Genomic DNA, 21,539 nt, shown 5'->3' with positions numbered 1-21,539 from the left:
TACCAAGCGGTAGGCCGGATAAGCGCAGCGCCATCCGGCAACAGAGAATTAACGACGATTGCCGAAAATACGCAGCAGCATCAGTCCGCAGGTCATCCAGCCGTATACCTGCGCCATATACGTTTGCAGGCCGGAACGGGCCTGTACAATAGAATCGGATCGTGGGAATCGGTCCATGACAATCTCCTGAATCAGTATGAGCCTACAACAATTGTACTCTACCAGCGTTTTGCTGCTAGCTTATCGCTGTCGCGGGCATCAACCCAGCGCTCACCTTCCGGCGTGGCCTCGCGTTTCCAGAACGGCGCGCGGGTTTTCAGGTAATCCATAATGAACTGCCCGGCATCAAACGCGCTGCTGCGATGCGCACTGGTCACGCCAACAAACACGATTTCGTCACCCGGCCACAGTTCGCCAATGCGATGAATCACCGTCACACGACCCAGCGGCCAGCGCAAACGCGCTTCGTCGACAATCTCCGCCAGCGCTTTTTCGGTCATTCCCGGATAGTGTTCCAGCGTTAACGCCTTAACGCTGTCACCGAGATTGTGATTGCGCACTTTACCGGTGAAAGTGACTACCGCGCCGTCTTCATCGCGCTCTGCCAGCCAGGGATACTCATCCCCGACGCGAAACGGCGCATGACCAACAACAATTCGCGTTTCAGTCATTTTAGCCTCCGGTTACCGGCGGGAAGAAAGCCACTTCGTCACCTGAGTTAAGGGGATGGTCAAAATCGACCAGCGTCTGGTTTACTGCCGCCAGCAGCTTGCCGTCTTCCAGCGCCAACGCCCAGCGATCGCTTTTTGCCGCAAGATGCTTGCGCAGCGCTTCCACCGTTGCAAACTCGGCGGCAACCTCTAACGCATCGGTGTTTACCAGTTCGCGTACCTGAGCAAAGAAGAGAACCTTAATCATGCGTATCCACCTTAAAATCTCCGGACTTGCCGCCGCTTTTTGCCAGCAGACGCACCGGACCAATCACCATATCCTTTTGCACCGCTTTGCACATATCGTAGATGGTCAACGCCGCCACGGAGGCCGCCGTTAACGCTTCCATTTCAACGCCGGTTTTACCGGTGAGACGACACAGCGTTTCAATCCGTACGCGGTTGTGCTCCGGTTCAGCGTGAAGATTGACTTCCACCTTACTCAGCATCAGCGGATGGCACAGCGGGATGAGATCCCAGGTACGTTTGGCGGCCTGAATACCCGCAATACGCGCCGTGGCGAATACATCACCCTTATGGTGGCTGCCATCGATAATCATCGCCAGCGTTTCGCTATGCATAGTCACGAATGCTTCAGCACGCGCCTCGCGTACAGTTTCCGCTTTGGCGGAGACATCCACCATATGCGCTTCGCCAGCGGCGTTAATATGAGTCAGTTGCGACATACTTATTTCTTCAAATGTGGGTGGAAATTACACGGACGCGTACGGGCATCAAGCTGCGGCGCAATGATATTTTCCCAGGCGGTACGACACGCTTTGGTCGAACCCGGCATGGCGAAAATCAGCGTTTTATTGGCCACTCCGGCAATCGCGCGGGATTGCAGCGTCGCGGTGCCAATCTCTTCAAACGACAGCATACGGAAGACTTCGCCAAACCCTTCAACTTCTCTGTCAAACAGCGGTTGCAGCGCTTCCGGTGCCTGGTCCCCTTCGGTTAACCCGGTACCGCCGGTAATGAGCACTACCTGTACATCATCACTGGCAATCCAGGCAGAAACCTGGGCGCGGATGGCGTAACGGTTTTCTTTGACAATCGCCTTATCAACAATCTGATGACCCGCTTCTTGCGCCGAGTCACGCAGATAATGGCCGGAGGTGTCATCTTCTTCGCCGCGACGGTTGGAAACAGTAAGAATAGCAATGCGTGTCGGGATAAATTCAGCGCTTACCTGACTCATGAAAAACTCCTTTTAGCGATCAGCCGCCAATGTAAGATAAGTTTTGCGTAATACCGGTATTGTTCTGATGCAGGAAATGGGTCTGCTTTTTCTCCAGCAGCGCGGCTGAAATACGTTCTTCCAGCGCCGGCTGCTGAGCGTCATCTTCCAGCAAATCACGCAGGCTTACGCCGCCTTCACCAAATAAACACAGATGAAGCTTGCCAACAGAGGAAACGCGCAGACGATTACAGGTGGCGCAGAAGTCTTTCTCATAAGGCATGATCAGACCAATTTCACCAACATAATCAGGATGACAGAAAACCTGAGCCGGGCCGTCGCTGCGCTGTCGGATCTGGTGGATCCAGCCGCGACGCAATAGCTCATCGCGAAGTACTTGTCCTGAGATATGGTGTTTACGGAAGAGAGAGCTGCCCTCGCCCGTTTCCATCAGTTCAATAAAACGCAGTTGGATTGGCCGAGGTTGGATCCACGCAAGGAAGGTGTCCAGCTGATGATGGTTTACATCGCGCATCAGCACGGTGTTGACTTTCACTTTTTCAAAACCCGCATCAAAGGCGGCGTCAATGCCTGCCATCACCTGTTGAAACTTGTCCTGTCCGGTAATGGCATGAAACTGACGGGCATCCAGGCTGTCGACGCTGACGTTGAGCGCGGTCAGTCCGGCATCGCGCCAGGCAGCAGCATCGCGCGCCAGACGATAACCATTGGTGGTTACCGCAATCTGACGGATGGCGTCGTTTTCGCGCACGGCGGCGATAATGTCAGTAAAGTCGCGACGCAGTGAAGGTTCGCCCCCTGTCAGACGCACTTTTTCCGTTCCCAGACTGGCGAACGCGCGCGTGACGCGGCGAATTTCATCAACGGTCAGAAAGCCGTTATTGGTGACCCCACCGGGCTTATAGCCATCCGGCAGGCAGTAGGTGCAACGAAAGTTACACACATCGGTAATCGACAAACGTAAGTAGTAAAACTTACGTGCGAAAGCATCGGTAAGTTGAGAGCCCATGTACACCTTTCCAAATACGGGAGACGTAGTCATTTCTTCCTGCGCCCTGGTGACAAACTTTTTCAAGTCTTGTCACGGCCAAAGCACCGTATCATTTGACCCAGGTGCAGAGGCTAGAGTGTTTATACTCGTCATACTTCGTGTTGCAGATGCGTTGGCTTCCGGCAACTCAAATTATTAAGAGTACTTAGTGGTTATGCCGATACTAGCGTGTAAATGACGCTTTTGCCATGTACACTTTCGCTGTATAAATACATACATAACGACATGATCGTGCAATTTCGCTACAGAATAAGCAAAAACCACAGTTTTGCATTGATATACATCATCTTGCCATCAGGTGGATCTCGTCAGAAAGGAGTAGATCGCAGAAAATAATTACGGCAGATGCCGACTGGATAATTGCTGAAAACACGCTATTTACGTTACTGTAGCGCCGATCAATTGATATCAGGAAAATATATGCGCACTCGCACGCTGGCAGATCTGGACCGCGTTGTCGCTCTCGGCGGAGGGCATGGATTAGGACGCGTTCTCTCCTCTCTTTCCCCATTAGGTTCCCGCCTGACGGGTATCGTCACCACCACGGATAACGGCGGGTCGACAGGCCGTATTCGTCGCTCTGAAGGCGGGATAGCCTGGGGAGACATGCGTAACTGTCTGAACCAGTTAATAACCCAACCCAGCGTTGCATCAGCCATGTTTGAGTATCGTTTTGGCGGTAATGGCGAACTTTCCGGGCATAACCTCGGAAATCTGATGTTAAAAGCGCTCGATCACCTCAGCGTGCGGCCTCTGGAAGCCATCAATTTAATTCGTAACCTGCTGAAGGTCGATGCGCATTTAATTCCGATGTCGGAGCTGCCGGTGGATTTGATGGCTATCGACGATCAGGGGCATGAAGTCTATGGCGAAGTGAATATCGATCAGCTTACTATCCCACCTCAGGAGCTAATGCTGTCGCCAAAAGTCCCCACCACGCGGGAAGCAGTAGAGGCTATCGCCGACGCGGATTTGATTCTGATAGGACCTGGCAGTTTTTACACCAGCCTGATGCCGATCCTGCTGCTCGAAGAAATGGCGCAGGCCTTGCGTCGCACACCGGCTCCGATGGTCTATATAGGCAATCTTGGGCGCGAATTAAGCCTGCCAGCAGCCAGCCTGACGCTTAGCGATAAGCTGGCCATTATTGAACAGTACGTCGGGAAAAAAGTGATTGATGCGGTGGTTGTGGGGCCGAAAGTGGATGCTTCCGCCGTTACCGACCGCGTTGTCATTCAGGAAGTGCTGGAAGCCAGCGATATTCCGTATCGCCATGACCGCCAGCTATTGCATAGTGCGCTGGAGAAAGCGGTGCAGGCGCTAGGCTAAACGGATTAGCCTGATGCGCTGCGCTTATCAGGCCTACAAAACGCTCTGCTCCGGCATGCGACCTACGAACGCGATCTTTGCCGTAGGCCGGATAAGGGGTTTACCCCGCATCCGGCACACTCTTACGATGCTGCGATAAACAACTCGCGCAGTTGATGCAACTGGTCACGGATCGTCGCTGCCTCTTCAAATTCGAGATTCTGCGCATGCTGCATCATCTGCCCTTCCAGCTCGTGAATCTTCTGCTGCAGCGCTTTTGGCGTCATATCCAGTTCCACAACTTCAGACTTCGCGCCTGCGCGTGACTTCCCTTTGCCTTTCGCCTTGGTCTTCGCAATATTCTGACCCAGCGCCAGAATATCGACCACTTTCTTATTCAGGCCCTGCGGCGTAATACCGTGCTCTTCGTTGTAGAGTTGCTGTTTCTCACGACGACGTTCGGTTTCACCAATCGCTTTAGCCATTGAGGCGGTAATTTTATCGCCGTAGAGAATAGCCTTACCGTTGATGTTACGCGCCGCACGACCGATGGTCTGGATAAGCGAACGTTCAGAACGCAGGAACCCTTCTTTGTCTGCGTCCAGAATCGCCACCAGGGAGACCTCAGGCATGTCCAGACCTTCACGTAACAGGTTGATACCCACCAGCACGTCAAACTCGCCCAGACGCAGGTCACGAATGATTTCCATGCGTTCCACAGTATCGATGTCAGAGTGCAGATAACGCACCCGCTCGCCATGTTCTTCGAGGTATTCTGTGAGGTCTTCTGCCATCCGTTTGGTCAACGTGGTGACCAACACACGTTCGTTAATCGCCGCACGGGTGCGGATCTCCGACAGCAGATCGTCAACCTGCGTCGCCACCGGACGCACCTCAATGACCGGATCCAGCAGGCCGGTCGGTCGTACCACCTGATCGACCACTTCATCACCGGATTTTTCCAGCTCATAGTTGCCCGGCGTCGCCGAAACGTAGATAGTTTGCGGAGCCAGCGCCTCGAACTCTTCAAATTTGAGCGGACGGTTATCCAGCGCCGACGGCAGACGGAATCCGTATTCGACCAGGGTTTCTTTACGCGCCCGATCGCCGCGATACATGCCGCCAATTTGCGGGATAGTCACGTGGGATTCATCCACCACCAGCAGGCCATCGGCAGGCAGGTAATCAAACAGCGTCGGCGGCGGCTCGCCAGGGCCGCGCCCGGACAGATAGCGGGAGTAGTTTTCAATCCCCGAGCAGTAACCCAGCTCATTCATCATTTCCAAATCGAACTGGGTACGCTGACTTAAGCGTTGTTCTTCCAGCAGTTTGTTATTTGCCAACAGAATTTTACGCCGCTCTGCCAGCTCAACTTTGATTTCTTCCATCGCCTGCACGATACGTTCGCGCGGCGTCACGTAGTGCGTTTTAGGATAGATGGTGTAGCGCGAAATTGTGGATTCGACCTGCCCAGTCAGCGGGTCAAACAGCGATAAACGTTCGACCTCTTCATCAAACAGTTCCACGCGCAGCGCGATGTCGTCGGATTCTGCCGGGAAAATGTCGATCACTTCACCGCGCACGCGAAAGGTCCCGCGCTGGAATGCCTGATCGTTGCGGGTATATTGCAGCTCCGCCAGACGACGCAGGATCGCACGCTGGTCGATAATCATCCCCACCGTCAGGTGCAGCATCATTTTCAGGTACAAATCCGGGTCACCCAGACCATAAATCGCGGAAACCGACGCCACGACAACGACATCGCGACGTTCCAGCAGCGCTTTGGTTGCCGACAGGCGCATCTGCTCAATATGTTCGTTGACCGAAGCATCTTTCTCGATGAAGGTGTCAGAACTGGGTACGTAGGCTTCCGGCTGATAATAGTCGTAGTAAGAGACAAAATACTCCACCGCGTTATCCGGGAAGAACTCTTTCATCTCACCGTACAGCTGAGCAGCAAGTGTCTTATTGGGGGCCAGCACCATGGTAGGACGCTGCAAGTCCGCAATCACGTTAGCGATGGTGAATGTTTTCCCCGACCCCGTCACCCCCAGTAACGTCTGATGCGCCAGACCATCCTCCAGACCTTCTTCCAGGCGACGAATCGCCTCAGGCTGATCGCCAGAGGGTTTAAAAGCGGAATTTAGTTTGAACGGTTTACTCATGAGCAGCTACCTGAAGCAATGGGCGGGCAGGTGTGTAATTTTACTCGCAGCCGTATATTTTGCCAGTAAAATATACTGGATGAAAAAACAGTAACGCGCCAGAATATTTCTGTTACCCCAGCAAAATGGCCGTGACTACAGGCTAAAATTTGTCCGCAGGCAAGATAAAACACCAGCAAAAATGTGTTATCCCCAAACCAATGACTTTTTTAACATTTGTCAAGCTACTCGATGAAAGTTTTGTGGCAACGCATGACACTTCTGCGACAGCCATTGCATTTATCTAACATCCTGTAATTTAATGATTATTATCTCGAGCCGTCTTTCGCATCAATTTAGTCGCAGGCCGCGTCTTCTCTCGCTTACATTGTGTTTTCTAACCCTAATACACAAGGTTATCCACAGGAATAGTGGATAACTGCCTCCAGCCCGTATGGACTGTAGCCTGGCAAAAACGTCCTGATGGTCTTTTCTGGTGGGATAAAAAAAAATTATCGCTATTTTTTGATATTTATCAGCTAACGAAGCGACCTCGGATGGCCGAGATCTTGCTCGCATTTTCATCATTTTCCTGCCTGCACCATCACGACACCACCAGGCACTGCCAATGTGCACAAAAGAACGTCAGGAATGCGGTCAGTAAGAATTTAGCGCCAGCGCTGCACGCCATCCTGCTGTATTTTTCCCCAATTCCGCTTCTGGCAAGAGATTTGCAGTTTTCTCCCGACCACCATTCCGCGAGGCGGATATCATCATGAGGGAGAAATCTATGTTGAGTCTTCGTGCAGTGAATCACTATTACGGTAATCAACACTCGCTTTGGGATGTCGATCTCGACCTGTTGCCCGGTAAATGTACCGCCGTGCTGGGTCTTCCAGGGATGGGAAAGACTACGCTTGCCAATTGCATCATCGGCAATTTACCGATTGAGAGCGGAACTATGTTCTGGCATCAGGCTGGCGCACCACCTTGCGATCTGCTTCAGATTCCGGCGGCAAAGCGCATTGCACTAGGTATTAACTGTGTATCACAGGAGCGGCGAATTTTTTCGCAACTGACGGTAGAGGAAAATCTGCACATTGCGCGCCAGGCGGTTGAGGAAAGCGAAGCAATGAACAGCAGCGATATTTACCGCCTGTTTCCACAGCTGTTTGTACTGCGTCAGGCCAAAGGAGTGGCATTGTCGGAGGAAAATCAGCACCAGCTTGCACTCGCCAGTGCGTTGGTCACTCGCCCGCGTCTGCTGATCCTCGATGAGCCCACACGAGGAACAGGCCAGGCGTATATCCACAAACTGGGGAATTTGATTGTGAGGCTAAGCCAGGAGCTTGGCATCACCATTATGCTCGCGGAGCAAAGCCTGCCGTTCATTCGTCGGGTCGCCGACTGCTATTGCTTGTTACATCGTGGCCGCAACGTGGCTCAAGGGCAAATAACACAATTCAGCGACCCGCTAATCAACGACTGGTGGATGCCAGAGACAAAACGCTAAGATCGATATAACGACCTGTCGATGCTTGCTCCGGCTCTTCTGCCAGCCAGGGAATTTCCCCCAGCAGCGGAGCCGCAAGCGCACGCTTTAGCGTCGCCATATATTCAGCATGACGCTTGCCGGGTGGCGTCACATCATTGGCAACCCATCCGGCGAGCGTCAGCCCGGCCTGCTGCACCGCCTGGGCGGTCAAAATGGCATGATTGATACAACCGAGCTTAACGCCAACCACCAGAATCACCGGCAGTTGTTCCTCTTTTACCCAGTCAGAAAAACTCAGCGTTGGCGAAAGCGGCGTAAACCATCCGCCTGCACCTTCCACCAATACCCAGTCAGCCTGTTCTTCAAGCAGGCGTAAACCCGCAGACATCACGGAGGCCTGAATGGGGCACCCTTCGTCAGCACTGATGATATGCGGTGAGGTAGGTTCCGCGAAGGTATACGGATTGATGGCTGCATAATCCACGGCTACAACGCTGTTGCGCTGTAGCGCCAGCGCATCACTGTTTCGCAGACCTTCATCCGTCATTTCACTGCCTGACGCCACCGGCTTATAGCCGACGGTTCGCAACCCCAGCTGTCCCGCCGCCTGAAGCAACGCACAGCTGGCGATAGTTTTACCTACTTCAGTGTCCGTCCCGGTGACAAAATACGTGTTAGTCACGTTGAATCACTCCCAAAAAAAGATGATAGGTCAGCGGATATTTCCCCTGCTGACAGGGCCAGGCGAGCTGTAGCTGACGCAGTTGCGAGCGGGTCAGCACACGCTGCTCGCGTCCATCATGCAAATGCGTCGCGCCAATACCCTTCAACGAGCGCATGGCGCTCAGCGCATCGTCAAACCACAGCGTGACGGCATGAGACTGGTATTCAACGTCCCAGCCGCACAGCGCGTTTTCCAGTTGCTCCACGGGCAAAAAACGGTTGGCATGCTCCCGGTCATCAACTGTTCGCCACGCCTGACGAAGTTCCGGCATCGAACCTTGCGCCAGGGTACTAAACGCCACCGTTCCGCCAGGACGCACCACCCGGTATAGCTCGCTTAACGCACCGCGTAGGTCGCTGCACCACTGCACGGCCAGATTGCTCCAGGCCAGGTCGAAAGTGGCAGCGGCCTGCGGAATGGCTTCGATATCCGCCAGCAGATAGTGATGGGCAACATCGTGACGCTGCGCTTCAGCCAGCATTTGCGCCGACAGATCCAGCGCGCAGACCTCGCTCCCCTGCTCCCGCCAGTAGCGACTCATACGCCCAGGCCCACAGCCCGCGTCCAAAACCCTTGAGAACGCCCGGCCATCGAGTTGTGCCAGTAACGCATCGGCACTCTGACGTTGTAGCTCTGCGTGTTGCTCATAGTGGGTGGCAGCGCGGCCAAACGCGGCGGCAATCGCCTGTTTATTGACCTGCGCCATGCAACACCTCCAGTAGACGATCGATATCCTGCACCTCATGCGCCTGGGTCAGCGTCAGCCGTAATCTGGCCGTACCAATGGGCACCGTTGGTGGGCGAATCGCCGTCACCCAGCATCCCTGTTGCCGTAATGTCTGTGCCAGTTGCAGGGCTTTATGATTGTCGCCAACGATCAGCGGTTGAATAGCGCTGTCTGAATGCGCCAGCGTCAAATCCGTAGTATTCACCCCAGCGCGAAAACGCTGGATCAGCATCGCTAACTTTTCCCGGCGTTCATCGCCTTCACGGCTGCGGATCACCGCCAGCGCGGCGCGTAAAGCCTGCGCCTGCGCCGGTGGCATACTGGTGCTGTAGATCAGATGGCGGGCAAACTGCAGCAGATAGTCGGCCACGCTATCAGAACACAGGATCGCCGCACCGCTGACGCCAAACCCTTTGCCAAACGTCACTACGAGCAGCTCAGGTTTCACCTGTTGTCGAGAGCACGAACCGCGCCCTTCCTCACCGCTTACGCCAATCCCATGCGCATCATCCACCAGCAGCCACGCGCCCTGCCGTTTCGCCACCGCGTGGATTTCTGCCAGCGGCGCACTATCGCCATCCATGCTGAATACGCCTTCAGTGACCACCAGTTGCTGCCCCGGACAGGGGGAAGTCAGCAGACGCTCCAGATGTTGCGGATCGTTATGGGTAAAGCGACGTAAAACAGCAGGGCTAAGGCTGGCGGCCTCCAACAGCGAGGCATGGCTAAGCCTGTCGGCGACAATGCGATCGTCTTTTTCCATCAATGCGGCTATCACTGCCTGATTGGCGGCAAAACCGGAGATGAACAACAGCGCCCGGGAATAGCCGAGCCACTGCGCCAGCTCTTCTTCCAGCGCCTGATGCGCAACGGAATAACCGCTGACATGGCCCGAGCCGCCACTGCCGACGCCAAAACGCTCAGCACCCTGCTGCCACGCGCAGATAATTTGCGGATGGTGGCTTAAGCCGAGATAGTCGTTGCTGGAGAAATTCAGATACTGACGACCGCCAGCCTGTAACCAGCGACCAGCACCCTGTGTCACTGCATAGCGCCGACGCCACGCATCAGCACGACGACGCGCCGTTAGCGCATCGTCGATTTTTTGCTGCCAGGTCATACGGTTGCCGCGTTGTAGTAATCGTCGGTATCCGGGGTACGCAGCGCCTGCTCCAGACGTTGTTGCTGTTCGTTATCACCCGCCAGTACCGCCGTTTGCTGCGGGTTAAGACCCAGCTTACGGAACAACAATAAATCTTTATCTTCGTTCGGGTTCGGCGTGGTCAGCAGTTTGCAGCCGTAGAAAATCGAGTTGGCCCCGGCCATAAAGCACATTGCCTGGGTTTGTTCGTTCATCTGCTCGCGCCCGGCAGAAAGACGTACGTATGAGGTCGGCATCATGATGCGCGCGACGGCGATAGTACGAATAAAATCAAAAGCATCTACGTCGTCGTTATCGGCAAGCGGCGTGCCCTTCACTTTCACCAACATGTTGATCGGCACACTTTCCGGCGGCGTCGGCAGATTCGCTAATTGCAGCAGCAGACCCGCGCGGTCGGTCACTGTTTCACCCAGCCCCACAATCCCGCCGGAGCAAACTTTAATGCCCGCCTCACGCACTTTATCCAGCGTATCCAGGCGCTCCTGATACGAACGGGTGGTAATGATATTGCCGTAAAATTCCGGCGAGGTGTCGAGGTTGTGGTTGTAGTAGTCCAGACCCGCATTGGCCAGGCGCTGGGCCTGAGATTCGTCCAGCGTGCCCAGCGTCATACAGGCTTCCAGCCCCAGTTCTTTCACGCCCTGAACCATTTGTTCCAGGTACGGCATATCGCGTTCGTGAGGGTTCTTCCACGCCGCGCCCATGCAAAACCGCGTTGAACCGGCTTGTTTCGCCTTACGTGCAGAGTCCAGAACCTGTTCAACTTCCATCAAACGTTCCGTTTCCAGTCCGGTTTTATAGCGGGAACTTTGCGGGCAGTATTTGCAGTCTTCCGGGCAAGCACCGGTCTTAATCGACAGCAGTGTACTAACTTGTACCTGCCGCGGATCGAAATGCTGACGATGAACCTGCTGCGCTTCAAACAACAGATCCAGCAGCGGTTTTTCAAATAATTCGGTGACTTGCGACATTGTCCAGCGAGAAGAATGAGCCATATTGGTATACGTTTCGTTGTTAGTTTGGTGTAGACTCGTAAACCTAAATCTTTTTAATTTGGTTTACAAGTCGATTATGACAACGGACGATCTTGCGTTTGACCAACGCCATATCTGGCACCCTTACACCTCCATGACCTCCCCGCTACCGGTTTATCCGGTGGCCAGTGCCGAAGGTTGTGAACTGATATTAGCCAGCGGTGAGAAGCTGGTTGACGGCATGTCATCCTGGTGGGCGGCGATCCACGGTTACAATCACCCGCAGCTGAATGCCGCGATGAAAACACAGATTGATGCCATGTCGCACGTGATGTTTGGCGGCATTACCCATGCCCCGGCTATTGCGCTGTGTCGCCAGTTGGTGGCGATGACGCCCGAGGCGCTGGAGTGCGTTTTTCTCGCGGATTCTGGTTCGGTCGCCGTGGAAGTCGCGATGAAAATGGCGCTGCAATACTGGCAGGCCAAAGGTGAATCCCGTCAGCGTTTCCTGACATTTCGTAACGGTTATCACGGCGATACTTTCGGCGCGATGTCGGTCTGCGATCCTGACAACTCGATGCACAGTCTGTGGAAGGGTTATCTGCCTGATAACCTGTTTGCGCCCGCTCCGCAAAGCCGGATGGGCGGCGAATGGGCCGAACTGGATATGGTGCCTTTTGCCCGTCTGATGGCCGCACATCGCCACGAAATTGCGGCAGTGATCCTTGAGCCGATTGTGCAGGGCGCTGGCGGCATGCGCATGTACCATCCTGAGTGGTTAAAGCGCATCCGTAAGATGTGTGACCGGGAAGGTATTTTGTTGATTGCCGATGAAATCGCCACCGGATTTGGTCGCACGGGCAAGCTGTTTGCCTGTGAGCATGCCGATATCACTCCGGACATTTTGTGCCTTGGCAAAGCGTTAACCGGCGGAACGATGACCCTTTCCGCCACCCTGACCACGCGCCTAGTTGCGGAAACCATCAGTAACGGTGAAGCCGGATGTTTTATGCACGGCCCGACTTTCATGGGTAATCCACTGGCCTGTGCCGTCGCCTCTGCCAGCCTGTCGCTGCTCGAAACCGGCGAATGGCGCTCGCAGGTCGCGGCCATTGAAGCGCAGTTGCGTGAAGAACTCGCCCCGGCGGCAGATTCCCGTTGGGTCGCCGACGTGCGCGTGCTTGGTGCCATCGGCGTGATAGAAACCACGCATCCGGTGAATATGGCCGCGTTACAGAAGTTCTTTGTCGAACAGGGCGTGTGGGTAAGACCGTTTGGTAAGCTCATTTATCTGATGCCGCCGTACATCATCAAGCCCGAACAACTGCGTCGTCTGACCCAGGCCGTCAACGAGGCTGTGCGCAATGCAACATTTTTTAGCGATTAATCAGCGGTAAGCTCTACGGTTTCTGGCTACACTTTTTGGCTAACGAGAGGAGTCAGCATGAAACTAATCAGTAACGATCTGCGCGATGGCGAAAAGCTTCCTCATCGCCACGTCTTTAACGGCATGGGATATGACGGGGATAATATTTCCCCGCACCTGGCATGGGATGATGTGCCCGCCGGGACTAAAAGCTTTGTCGTGACCTGTTACGATCCTGATGCGCCAACCGGCTCCGGCTGGTGGCACTGGGTGGTGGTTAACCTGCCTGCAGATACCCGGGTTTTACCACAAGGTTACGGCTCGGGGCTGGTTGCGTTGCCGGAAGGCGTGCTGCAAACACGCACGGATTTTGGTAAAGCCGGTTATGGTGGCGCTGCGCCGCCGAAGGGGGAAAACCACCGCTATATCTTTACGGTTCACGCACTGGATGTGGAGCGTATTGATGTCGATGAGGACGCCAGCGGCGCGATGGTTGGATTTAACGTCCATTTCCACTCGCTCGCCAGCGCTTCTGTTACCGCAATATTTAGCTAAGTTCTGTTATGCCGGATGTCGACTTAGCCTCATCCGGCCTACAAAGCCGACCGTAAGTCTGATAAGACGCGTCAGCGTCGCCATCAGGCAATTCTCTAGAGAAATTCAGGCAGCAATTTCAGCAACGTTCCTTGCGCTAACAGTTCGGTCGCGCACTCGATATCCGGGGCGAAAAAGCGATCCTGCGTGTAATGAGCAACCTGCTCGCGTAAAGCCTGGCGCGCCTGCTCCAGCAGCGGGCTTGAGGTTAACCCTTCGCGCAGGTCAATCCCCTGACACGCCGCCAGCCACTCTACGGCAATCACGCCGCGCGTATTTGCTGCCATCTCCCACAGTCTGCGCCCCGCCGCCGGAGCCATAGATACGTGATCTTCCTGGTTGGCGGACGTCGGTAAACTGTCTACGCTATGCGGATGCGCCAGCGCTTTGTTCTCACTCGCCAGCGCGGCAGCCGTGACTTGAGCAATCATAAAGCCGGAGTTCACCCCACCGTTTTTCACCAAAAACGGCGGCAGTTGCGACATGTGTTTATCCATCATTAACGCAATGCGTCGCTCCGATAACGAGCCGATTTCCGAGATCGCCAGCGCCAGATTATCTGCCGCCATCGCCACCGGTTCAGCATGGAAGTTGCCGCCAGATATGACATCCCCCTCTTCGGCAAATACCAGCGGGTTGTCGGAAACCGCATTGGCTTCCACCAGCAGAACATCCATCACCTGGCGCATTTGCGTCAGACATGCCCCCATCACCTGTGGCTGACAGCGCAGAGAATACGGATCCTGCACTTTCTCACAGTTATGATGCGACTGCGAAAGCGCGCTGGTGTCGGTCAATACGTGACGATACAGCGTTGCGGCATCAATCTGCCCACGCTGCCCTCGCGCGGCGTGAATACGGGCGTCAAACGGACGACGGGAACCCAGCACGGCTTCGGTGGTCAGCGCCCCGCACACCGTTGCAGACGCAAACAGTTCCTGAGCTTCAATTAGCCCACGCAGCGCAAAGGCCGTCGAAGCCTGGGTGCCGTTGAGCAACGCCAGCCCTTCTTTTGCCTCCAGCGTTATCGGCTCCAGCCCGGCCTTTTTCAGCGCTTCGGTCGCCGGGAGCCATTCACCCTGCCAGCGCGCCTTCCCTTCTCCCAACAGCGTCAAAGACATATGCGCCAGTGGCGCCAGGTCACCCGATGCCCCCACGGAGCCTTTCGCCGGGATCAGCGGATACACCTCGGCATTCACCAGCGCAATCAGCGCTTCAATCACGCTCAGGCGAATACCGGAAAAACCGCGCGCCAGGCTATTGATTTTCAGCACCATAATCAGACGCACCATCGCGTCGTCCAGCGCCTCGCCGACACCTGCCGCATGGGAAAGCACCAGCGAACGCTGCAAATTCTGCAAATCTTCCGTGGCGATACGGGTCTGGGCCAGCAGGCCAAAGCCGGTATTAATGCCATACGCCGTACGGCCTTCAGCGACAATATTATTGACGCAGGCGACGCTGGCGTTAATAGCATCGATCGCCCCGGCATCCAGACTCAGTTTGACCGGCTGCTGCCAGATTTCACGTAGCTGGATAAAACTCAGATGGCCCGGCGTGAGTGTCATGGTGTTCATATCAGCGTTTCTCCTGCGTCGCGGCAACCATCGGCAAATTTAGCCCTTCTTCGACGGCGCATTCCACCGCAATGTCATATCCGGCGTCGGCGTGACGCATCACCCCGGTCGCTGGATCGTTATGTAAGACCCGGGCGATACGCGCCGCGGCTTCATCGGTGCCATCGCAAACAATCACCATCCCGGCATGCTGAGAGAAGCCCATACCGACCCCGCCACCGTGATGCAGCGACACCCAAGTCGCGCCGCTGGCGGTGTTAAGCAGCGCGTTCAACAGCGGCCAGTCGGATACGGCGTCTGAACCGTCGCGCATAGCTTCAGTTTCGCGGTTCGGGCTGGCAACAGAACCGGAGTCCAGATGGTCACGGCCAATAACAATCGGCGCGGATACTTCACCGCTGCGCACCATTTCATTAAACGCCAGCCCCAGTTTCTGACGCCACTCCAGGCCGACCCAGCAGATACGCGCCGGTAAACCCTGGAAATTAATCCGCTCACGCGCCATATCCAGCCAGTGATGAAGGTGCTTATCATCAGCCACGATCTCTTTCACTTTGGCATCTGTTTTATAAATATCCTGCGGATCGCCGGACAGCGCCACCCAACGGAACGGGCCAATGCCGCGACAGAACAACGGTCGAATATAAGCAGGTACGAAGCCGGGGAAATCAAAGGCATTTTCCACGCCCATCTCTTTGGCCATCTGGCGAATGTTGTTGCCGTAATCAAACGTTGGCACGCCCATTTTGCTAAACGCCAGCATCGCCTCAACGTGCGTTGCCATTGAACGTTTCGCCGCCTGCACCGTGCCCTGCGGATTGGACACCGCTTTTGCCTGATACTCTTCCCAGCTCCAGCCAGACGGCAGATAACCATGCAACGGATCGTGGGCGCTGGTCTGGTCGGTGACCATATCCGGGCGCACACCGCGCTTCACCAGTTCCGGCACAACGTCGGCGGCGTTCGCACACAGCGCAATGGAGACCGCTTTACCCTCGCGAGTGTATTTGTCGATACGCGCCAGCGCATCGTCAAGCGATGTCGCCTGCTCGTCCACGTAACGGGTACGCAGACGGAAATCGATTCGGCTCTGCTGGCATTCAATGTTCAGCGAACACGCCCCCGCAAGCGTAGCGGCTAACGGCTGCGCCCCGCCCATACCGCCCAGTCCGGCGGTCAGTACCCAGCGCCCGCTCAGGTTACCCTGATAATGCTGACGCCCGGCCTCAACGAAGGTTTCATAAGTCCCCTGCACGATGCCCTGGCTGCCGATGTAGATCCAGCTCCCGGCGGTCATCTGGCCGTACATCGCCAGCCCTTTGGCGTCCAGTTCGTTGAAGTGTTCCCAGGTAGCCCAATGTGGCACCAGGTTGGAGTTGGCAATCAGCACGCGCGGTGCGTTGTCGTGAGTTTTGAATACGCCTACCGGTTTTCCGGACTGGACCAGCAGCGTCTCATCGGTCTCCAGTTTGGTCAGCGCGTTGACGATGGCGTCATAGCATTCCCAGTCCCGTGCGGCGCGGCCAATCCCGCCGTAAACCACCAGCTCATGCGGATTTTCCGCCACATCGGGATCCAGATTATTCATTAACATGCGCAGCGGCGCTTCGGTCAGCCAGCTTTTGGCCGTTAAGGTGGTGCCGCGTGGGGCACGAATATCCTGCTGACGATATTTGCTATGGGACATGACAGAAAACTCCTCGCGAACGTCGGATAGATAAGTAACATATACTTGTCTGTACAAGTCACCGCAAGGATGATTTTAACAATTAAGATACATTTTTATTATATTGCGTCAGCAATCACGGTTTTCATCTCCTGTATCAGGACATAAACCGCCCTTGCAGACGATAGCGGGAACCTGGGAACAGCAAATGGGCATGAGAGACAATGGATGACGCGGACCAGGTCTTGCGGCGGATCAGCAGGCAGGGATCGTGTTCTTTGATGTTCAGCAGCGCGCACTCTTCGGCGCTGGCGCGTACCGCTTCAACAATATGCTCACCTTCGGTCAAGGGGGCTATCAGCGACAGGTAAGCGTGCGGCGTAGTCTGGCTGTAATCCTGCGCCAGATACTCCGGCACAATTTCGGCATTCACGCAGCGATCTTCAATCTGTACCGGCAGATCGTTCTCGTAGTGCACCATGACAGAGTGAAAAATAGAGGTGCCTTCTTTGACGTTTAATACCAAAGCCTGCTGCGCGTTTGCCCGGGTTCTTTCCAGCGTCAGCACTTCGCACCGGTGCTGATGCTGACGGGCGTTGATTTCATCCGCGATGCTGCGAATTTCAAACAGCGCGGACTGACCTTTTGGCTCGGCGACAAACGTCCCCACGCCCTGCAAACGCACCAGTAAACCTTCATCCGTTAACTCACGCAGCGCCCGGTTGATGGTCATGCGGCTGAAACCATACTGCGCCACCAACTCTGCCTCAGACGGAATGCGATCGTGAGGCTGCCAGATACCGCTGGCAATTTTTTCGCTGATCTCCTGTTTGACCTTTTCGTAAAAAGGAGCCGGAGCAGAACGGGATGGGAGCATGCGTGAGCCTTCCTTAAGCTGAAAATGTGAGTGGGTACAGTTTACAGGCATTACCCGAACCTGATAAGCGCAACGCCATCAGGTATGTCAGTGCCACCAGTGGGCGATTTGCCAGCCTAATCGCGCCGCAACCCGCGCCGCCCTGCCATCATCGTCAAAGCGTGGATTAAATTCAACCATATCCACCGCCTGTAGTTTACCGCTACGACACAGAGGCTCAATCAGTCTCAGCAGCGTCGCCAACGGTACGCCAAGCGCGGCGGGGGCCGACACACCGGGCATTTCCCACACCGGCAGCACGTCGAGGTCGATTGTCAGATAGATGACATCCAGATTGGCAATGAACTGCGCTAACTGCGCCTGCGCCGTATCACAATGCAGATCCTCCACTACGGTCACACCGAGCCGCTGGGCCTCATCCCAAAGCGCCTGGGTGTTTGCCGCCCGGCTGACGCCGATACAGGCATAGTGAAATTCACGCTGTTGTTCATCGCAAAGCTGCGCCAACTGGCGAAACGGCGTACCGGATGTAGCCTGCCCGGCATGGCGCAAATCGAGATGCGCATCGAAGTTGACTATCCCCACTTTCGCCTGCGGGAATGCGTCCAGCACACCTGCACCATGGGCATATGCGGTTTCGTGTCCGCCACCCAAAACAAAGGTGCGCATATTTTCCTGCTGGCAACGCTGTACTGCATTGCGTAGCGCCTGCTGCGCGCCCTCAAGATCGGGGGCCTGCGCCACAATATTGCCCAGATCCACCAGTCGATGATGCCCATCGTGGCTGGCTAAATTCGCCAGCGCCTTGCGCAGCACATCGGGCGCTCCGGCAGCTCCCGTGCGCCCCTGATTACGTTTAACACCTTCGTCGCAGGCAAACCCGAGCAACGCTATCTGCTCGCGATACATTTCTGGGCTAAACGTCGGGCTCTGGGTGATAGTCTGAAACAGGCGCAGCGCATTCGGCGATTCGGCCCGGTCATCACGTCCCTGCCATAGCGCAGGTGAAGCAGGTTGCCAGTGAGTCATGCTATTTGTCCTTTGAATACGCGTTGGTAGAGCGGGTTGCGTCCGGGTTCATACAGGATCTCAACAGGAAGTGTTGCATCCCACACCACAAAATCGGCCACAAACCCGGCCTTCAATTGACCGTGGGTGGCGTGACGCCCCAGCGCCCGGGCCGCATGACGGGTTACGCCCGCCCATGCTTCTTCCGGCGTTAAGCCAAACTGAACGCAGGCCATATTCATCGCCCAGTGCAGGCTGATAAACGGGCTGGTACCGGGGTTAAAATCTGTCGCTACCGCCATCGGTACCTGATATTGACGCAGCAACGCTACCGGTGGGCGCTGCTGCTCTTTGAGGAAATAGAATGCGCCGGGCAGCAGCACGCCGACCGTACCGCTTTGGCTCATTGCCGCCACGCCCGCTTCATCGAGGTATTCAATATGATCGGCGGATAGTCCGTGGTAGCGGCTTACCAACTGCGCGCCGCCAAGCAATGACAGTTGTTCGACATGGCCTTTAATCGGAATGCCCAGCGCCTGGGCGGCTTGAAATACCCGTTCGCTCTGCGCGAGGTTAAATCCGACGCTTTCACAGAACAGATCAACGGTCTCAAACAGCCCTTGTTCCCACAGCTGCGGCAAAATGGTCTCGCACACCAGCGTAATATAGCCGTCAGGATCATCCCTGAATTCCGTTGGCGTCGCATGCGCAGCCAACAGCGTCGGGCTGATTTCAACGATATTCTCTGCCGCCAGCGCTGCCACCACGCGCAATATTTTCTCTTCTGTCGGCAAATCCAGGCCGTAGCCGGATTTTATTTCCAACAGCGTAACACCTTCTTTGATCAGCTGTTCCATCCGCTGATGAGCTACGTGTAAGAGTTGTTCATCCGTGGCGCTGCGGGTCGCCGATACGGTGGCATTGATCCCCCCACCCTGAGAGCTTATCTGCTGGTAGGAGACACCATTTAGCCGCTGCTCCCATTCACCTGCGCGGTTTCCGCCAAAGACGAGATGCGTATGGCAATCAATCAGGCCAGGCGTAATCAGCCTGCCCTGCATATCAAAAGTATTGTCATGTGTGAGATATAACGATGATTCCGGGACGATATCGCGAATCTTGCCCTGGCGGACGATCAGCGCGTGACCATCCACCAGCCCATATGGGGTACCACGTTCAGGATCCATAGTCGCCAGACGAACATTGCGCCAGATAACATCATCAGGGAAGAATTGCTGCATTCGACTCACCACTTGTCATAGGTTGTATAGACATTTATTTTTGATTATAGGGATGTTGTCAACCTGAAGAGCCATAATTGTTATCTATTTGTGATATAAAGACTCTCCGCGCCAGACATTGCTGCGATAAAAAACAACTTTTTACCTTTTCGCCTTCCCGTTTCGCTCAACTTAGTATAAAAAAGCAGGATAAAACAATACTATATCTAACATAATCAATATGATATGGATAGTTTAGTACAATCAACATACTACAAAGCACTGTAAAACATGGCACTTTCAGTCACTAACAATCAATAACTTACACTACATTAGTGACCTGTAGCAGAGCATTAGCGCAAGGCGGCATTCGTCATCTTGCGCTAATTTTTTGCCCCATCACACATCCCATCTTCGAAAAACATGCAAAACCTTGCAAACCGATGCAAAGCTTTGTGAGTCCATTTTTTGTCTCATGTCACCGAGAAATCATAAACTAACCATGGCTCGTTCTTTGTACAACCACGCCGCCTATCTCGACACTCGCCGGGAAATGATGCAGTGGTGGGCGGACTGGCTTGATGGAAATATGAAGTGACAAATGAAACAAAGGCCGCGCTAGCGGCCTTGTGACGAATCTTATGCTTCCTTTCCGATAGCCTTATCGGATATTCTCTTGCTGGTTATCATACTCATTATCTTGTGCCTTAACTTCTCCATTGGATTTTCAATTAAGTAGAAGCTAATAGCGCCAACAAAAATAGAAGCTATCATTGTAAATATATACATGTAGAAATTCATTCCTACAAACCAGACGCCCATTGCAAGAATAAGAAAGTGCCATAGGTAGATTGAAAAACTCCACTTACCTATATATGACAAAACAGGGCTTGATAGAATTTTAGCAAAGAATCCTTCACCGTAGCTCATCATTAAAATAACCAAGGCAAAAATTGGTGAATAAAATGCGAATTTGTTTAGAACCCATCCTTCAGTGTAGCTTCCAGTTATAAAGTGCATTACTTTAGGAATAGCAAAAAACATTGATAAAATGAATAGCAGGAATGATGCATCTGAAAATCTACCATCTATCTTTATGGTTTTCTCTTGATACATGAACGCAGCAGCCATTCCGCAAGAGAATAGAGGGAAATACCACATCACAAACCCTCCATAAGATACATCCAAGGATGGAAGAAATATCTGAAGTAATAACGCTATAGATATTATCAGTAGTGCTGAAGCGTTACCATTATACATTTTCTGCATACATACCCCGGCAAATGCAAAGAAAGGGAGTATGTAGTAGAATTTATATTCAATTGGGATGGTCCAGAAGTGAAGGGCCACAGCCTTCATTGTAATTATTAAGTACGCAGTACTTGCATCAAAATATCCAAAATATGAATACACATACACTGCTATTATGAATACAGGCAATATTCTCATTGATCTTCCAAGTATGTAGCTAATTAGAGATCTTAATGAGAATCCGGTTGCGATGAATCTATTTGTTAACAGGAACGCACTCAGAACAAAGAATATCCAAACTCCAAATTGCGAGCTTCCTCCTAGTGAGGATTCGTAATCATGATAATATATTCCGGTAGCATGGGCTATTATAACAAGAAATACCGCTATAGCCCTCATACCATCAAGTGACTTTATTTTATCGTTCATTTTATGACCATTTGCCGACATGAATGGAAGGACATTACCACAAATTAACCGTGGT

Annotated in this window: 21 protein-coding genes, 2 pseudogenes and 1 riboswitch; of the genes and pseudogenes, 6 read left to right on the top strand and 17 right to left on the bottom strand. The window is 53.9% G+C overall.

What is annotated here, in order from left to right; translation table 11 throughout:
• Positions 1-75 precede the first annotated feature (75 nt).
• The 6 genes and pseudogenes from OGX67_RS23415 to moaA form a co-directional block, all read right to left on the bottom strand.
• A pseudogene (locus OGX67_RS23415) lies at positions 76-177 on the bottom strand (Bax inhibitor-1/YccA family protein); the annotation flags it as partial.
• 41 nt (positions 178-218) lie between these two features.
• Entirely contained in the window at positions 219-671 is a 453-nt protein-coding gene (moaE, locus tag OGX67_RS23410; RefSeq protein ID WP_061548829.1) for a molybdopterin synthase catalytic subunit MoaE, read from the bottom strand.
• Position 672: 1 nt separating this feature from the next.
• Positions 673-918, bottom strand: coding sequence for a molybdopterin synthase sulfur carrier subunit (gene moaD / locus OGX67_RS23405; RefSeq protein ID WP_003837047.1), 246 nt, complete (start codon positions 916-918; stop codon positions 673-675).
• Positions 911-1,396, bottom strand: coding sequence for a cyclic pyranopterin monophosphate synthase MoaC (gene moaC / locus OGX67_RS23400; RefSeq protein ID WP_257651718.1), 486 nt, complete (start codon positions 1,394-1,396; stop codon positions 911-913). Before moaC ends, moaD begins: the two co-directional genes overlap by 8 nt.
• Before the next feature lie 2 nt (positions 1,397-1,398).
• Positions 1,399-1,911, bottom strand: a complete 513-nt coding sequence (gene moaB, locus OGX67_RS23395) for a molybdenum cofactor biosynthesis protein B (protein WP_003035187.1) — start codon at positions 1,909-1,911, stop codon at positions 1,399-1,401.
• A gap of 19 nt (positions 1,912-1,930) precedes the next feature.
• Positions 1,931-2,920, bottom strand: a complete 990-nt coding sequence (gene moaA, locus OGX67_RS23390; RefSeq protein WP_032934386.1) for a GTP 3',8-cyclase MoaA — start codon at positions 2,918-2,920, stop codon at positions 1,931-1,933.
• Positions 2,908-3,053, bottom strand: a riboswitch (molybdenum cofactor riboswitch). It overlaps the preceding gene by 13 nt.
• Before the next feature lie 329 nt (positions 3,054-3,382).
• Here moaA and yvcK point away from each other — a divergent pair.
• Positions 3,383-4,291 (top strand): uridine diphosphate-N-acetylglucosamine-binding protein YvcK, encoded by a 909-nt coding sequence (yvcK, locus tag OGX67_RS23385; RefSeq protein WP_257651720.1) that lies wholly within the window; start codon positions 3,383-3,385, stop codon positions 4,289-4,291.
• Positions 4,292-4,413: 122 nt separating this feature from the next.
• Here yvcK and uvrB read toward each other — a convergent pair whose 3' ends face one another.
• A complete protein-coding gene (gene uvrB, locus OGX67_RS23380; RefSeq protein ID WP_103768867.1) occupies positions 4,414-6,435 on the bottom strand; it encodes an excinuclease ABC subunit UvrB in 2,022 nt (673 codons plus the stop codon).
• A gap of 410 nt (positions 6,436-6,845) precedes the next feature.
• Between uvrB and OGX67_RS23375 the strand changes: the two genes are divergently transcribed.
• A complete protein-coding gene (locus OGX67_RS23375) occupies positions 6,846-7,193 on the top strand; it encodes a hypothetical protein (RefSeq protein WP_134215992.1) in 348 nt (115 codons plus the stop codon).
• A gap of 11 nt (positions 7,194-7,204) precedes the next feature.
• Complete coding sequence (locus OGX67_RS23370; protein ID WP_003035181.1) at positions 7,205-7,927, top strand: ABC transporter ATP-binding protein; 723 nt, start codon at positions 7,205-7,207, stop codon at positions 7,925-7,927.
• Here OGX67_RS23370 and bioD read toward each other — a convergent pair.
• The 4 genes from bioD to bioB are packed head-to-tail and all read right to left on the bottom strand — an operon-like array spanning position 7,893 to position 11,517.
• Entirely contained in the window at positions 7,893-8,591 is a 699-nt protein-coding gene (gene bioD / locus OGX67_RS23365; protein WP_257651721.1) for a dethiobiotin synthase, read from the bottom strand. The two genes, OGX67_RS23370 and bioD, sit on opposite strands and share 35 nt — an antisense overlap.
• Complete coding sequence (gene bioC, locus OGX67_RS23360; RefSeq protein ID WP_003035177.1) at positions 8,584-9,339, bottom strand: malonyl-ACP O-methyltransferase BioC; 756 nt, start codon at positions 9,337-9,339, stop codon at positions 8,584-8,586. Before bioC ends, bioD begins: the two co-directional genes overlap by 8 nt.
• Positions 9,323-10,480 (bottom strand): 8-amino-7-oxononanoate synthase, encoded by a 1,158-nt coding sequence (gene bioF, locus OGX67_RS23355; protein WP_032938569.1) that lies wholly within the window; start codon positions 10,478-10,480, stop codon positions 9,323-9,325. The genes bioC and bioF overlap by 17 nt, the downstream gene beginning before the upstream one ends.
• A complete protein-coding gene (gene bioB, locus OGX67_RS23350; RefSeq protein ID WP_003837062.1) occupies positions 10,477-11,517 on the bottom strand; it encodes a biotin synthase BioB in 1,041 nt (346 codons plus the stop codon). The genes bioF and bioB overlap by 4 nt, the downstream gene beginning before the upstream one ends.
• A 76-nt stretch (positions 11,518-11,593) precedes the next feature.
• Between bioB and bioA the strand changes: the two genes are divergently transcribed.
• Both bioA and OGX67_RS23340 read left to right on the top strand, forming a co-directional pair.
• Entirely contained in the window at positions 11,594-12,883 is a 1,290-nt protein-coding gene (gene bioA, locus OGX67_RS23345) for an adenosylmethionine--8-amino-7-oxononanoate transaminase (protein WP_057063414.1), read from the top strand.
• Positions 12,884-12,940: 57 nt separating this feature from the next.
• Positions 12,941-13,417: a kinase inhibitor gene (locus OGX67_RS23340; protein ID WP_003845384.1), complete on the top strand. Its 477-nt coding sequence runs from the start codon at positions 12,941-12,943 to the stop codon at positions 13,415-13,417.
• Between the two features lie 95 nt (positions 13,418-13,512).
• Here OGX67_RS23340 and hutH read toward each other — a convergent pair whose 3' ends face one another.
• From hutH to hutI, 5 genes are all read right to left on the bottom strand, one after another.
• On the bottom strand, positions 13,513-15,033 hold the full coding sequence (hutH, locus tag OGX67_RS23335; RefSeq protein WP_057063415.1) for a histidine ammonia-lyase: 1,521 nt from the start codon (positions 15,031-15,033) through the stop codon (positions 13,513-13,515).
• A 1-nt stretch (position 15,034) separates the two neighbouring features.
• On the bottom strand, positions 15,035-16,720 hold the full coding sequence (gene hutU, locus OGX67_RS23330) for a urocanate hydratase (RefSeq protein WP_257651722.1): 1,686 nt from the start codon (positions 16,718-16,720) through the stop codon (positions 15,035-15,037).
• A 136-nt stretch (positions 16,721-16,856) separates the two neighbouring features.
• Complete coding sequence (locus OGX67_RS23325; protein ID WP_257651723.1) at positions 16,857-17,576, bottom strand: histidine utilization repressor; 720 nt, start codon at positions 17,574-17,576, stop codon at positions 16,857-16,859.
• An 87-nt stretch (positions 17,577-17,663) separates the two neighbouring features.
• On the bottom strand, positions 17,664-18,605 hold the full coding sequence (gene hutG, locus OGX67_RS23320) for a formimidoylglutamase (RefSeq protein ID WP_032938575.1): 942 nt from the start codon (positions 18,603-18,605) through the stop codon (positions 17,664-17,666).
• Entirely contained in the window at positions 18,602-19,825 is a 1,224-nt protein-coding gene (gene hutI, locus OGX67_RS23315; RefSeq protein ID WP_257651724.1) for an imidazolonepropionase, read from the bottom strand. The genes hutG and hutI overlap by 4 nt, the downstream gene beginning before the upstream one ends.
• A 487-nt stretch (positions 19,826-20,312) precedes the next feature.
• Between hutI and OGX67_RS23310 the strand changes: the two are divergent.
• Positions 20,313-20,402, top strand: a pseudogene (locus OGX67_RS23310) (tyrosine-type recombinase/integrase); the annotation flags it as partial.
• Positions 20,403-20,443: 41 nt separating this feature from the next.
• Here OGX67_RS23310 and OGX67_RS23305 read toward each other — a convergent pair.
• Positions 20,444-21,484, bottom strand: a complete 1,041-nt coding sequence (locus tag OGX67_RS23305) for an acyltransferase family protein (RefSeq protein ID WP_286527536.1) — start codon at positions 21,482-21,484, stop codon at positions 20,444-20,446.
• Positions 21,485-21,539: the final 55 nt, after the last annotated feature.

This window comes from Citrobacter sp. Cf118 (assembly GCF_030334095.1).
GTDB classification, from domain to species: Bacteria; Pseudomonadota; Gammaproteobacteria; order Enterobacterales; family Enterobacteriaceae; genus Citrobacter; species Citrobacter freundii.
This window is presented reverse-complemented; position numbering and strand designations above follow the sequence as displayed.

Bases quoted from the DNA above. Each gene is read 5' to 3' on its own strand.
- OGX67_RS23340 (WP_003845384.1), top strand. From the start codon at position 12,941: ATGAAACTAATCAGTAACGATCTGCGCGATGGCGAAAAGCTTCCTCAT.
- hutH (WP_057063415.1), bottom strand. From the start codon at position 15,033: ATGAACACCATGACACTCACGCCGGGCCATCTGAGTTTTATCCAGCTA.
- hutU (WP_257651722.1), bottom strand. From the start codon at position 16,720: ATGTCCCATAGCAAATATCGTCAGCAGGATATTCGTGCCCCACGCGGC.
- moaA (WP_032934386.1), bottom strand. From the start codon at position 2,920: ATGGGCTCTCAACTTACCGATGCTTTCGCACGTAAGTTTTACTACTTA.
- bioC (WP_003035177.1), bottom strand. From the start codon at position 9,339: ATGGCGCAGGTCAATAAACAGGCGATTGCCGCCGCGTTTGGCCGCGCT.
- bioB (WP_003837062.1), bottom strand. From the start codon at position 11,517: ATGGCTCATTCTTCTCGCTGGACAATGTCGCAAGTCACCGAATTATTT.
- moaE (WP_061548829.1), bottom strand. From the start codon at position 671: ATGACTGAAACGCGAATTGTTGTTGGTCATGCGCCGTTTCGCGTCGGG.
- moaD (WP_003837047.1), bottom strand. From the start codon at position 918: ATGATTAAGGTTCTCTTCTTTGCTCAGGTACGCGAACTGGTAAACACC.
- uvrB (WP_103768867.1), bottom strand. From the start codon at position 6,435: ATGAGTAAACCGTTCAAACTAAATTCCGCTTTTAAACCCTCTGGCGAT.
- moaB (WP_003035187.1), bottom strand. From the start codon at position 1,911: ATGAGTCAGGTAAGCGCTGAATTTATCCCGACACGCATTGCTATTCTT.
- OGX67_RS23305 (WP_286527536.1), bottom strand. From the start codon at position 21,484: ATGAACGATAAAATAAAGTCACTTGATGGTATGAGGGCTATAGCGGTA.
- yvcK (WP_257651720.1), top strand. From the start codon at position 3,383: ATGCGCACTCGCACGCTGGCAGATCTGGACCGCGTTGTCGCTCTCGGC.
- hutI (WP_257651724.1), bottom strand. From the start codon at position 19,825: ATGCAGCAATTCTTCCCTGATGATGTTATCTGGCGCAATGTTCGTCTG.
- OGX67_RS23370 (WP_003035181.1), top strand. From the start codon at position 7,205: ATGTTGAGTCTTCGTGCAGTGAATCACTATTACGGTAATCAACACTCG.
- bioA (WP_057063414.1), top strand. From the start codon at position 11,594: ATGACAACGGACGATCTTGCGTTTGACCAACGCCATATCTGGCACCCT.
- moaC (WP_257651718.1), bottom strand. From the start codon at position 1,396: ATGTCGCAACTGACTCATATTAACGCCGCTGGCGAAGCGCATATGGTG.
- OGX67_RS23325 (WP_257651723.1), bottom strand. From the start codon at position 17,576: ATGCTCCCATCCCGTTCTGCTCCGGCTCCTTTTTACGAAAAGGTCAAA.
- hutG (WP_032938575.1), bottom strand. From the start codon at position 18,605: ATGACTCACTGGCAACCTGCTTCACCTGCGCTATGGCAGGGACGTGAT.
- bioF (WP_032938569.1), bottom strand. From the start codon at position 10,480: ATGACCTGGCAGCAAAAAATCGACGATGCGCTAACGGCGCGTCGTCGT.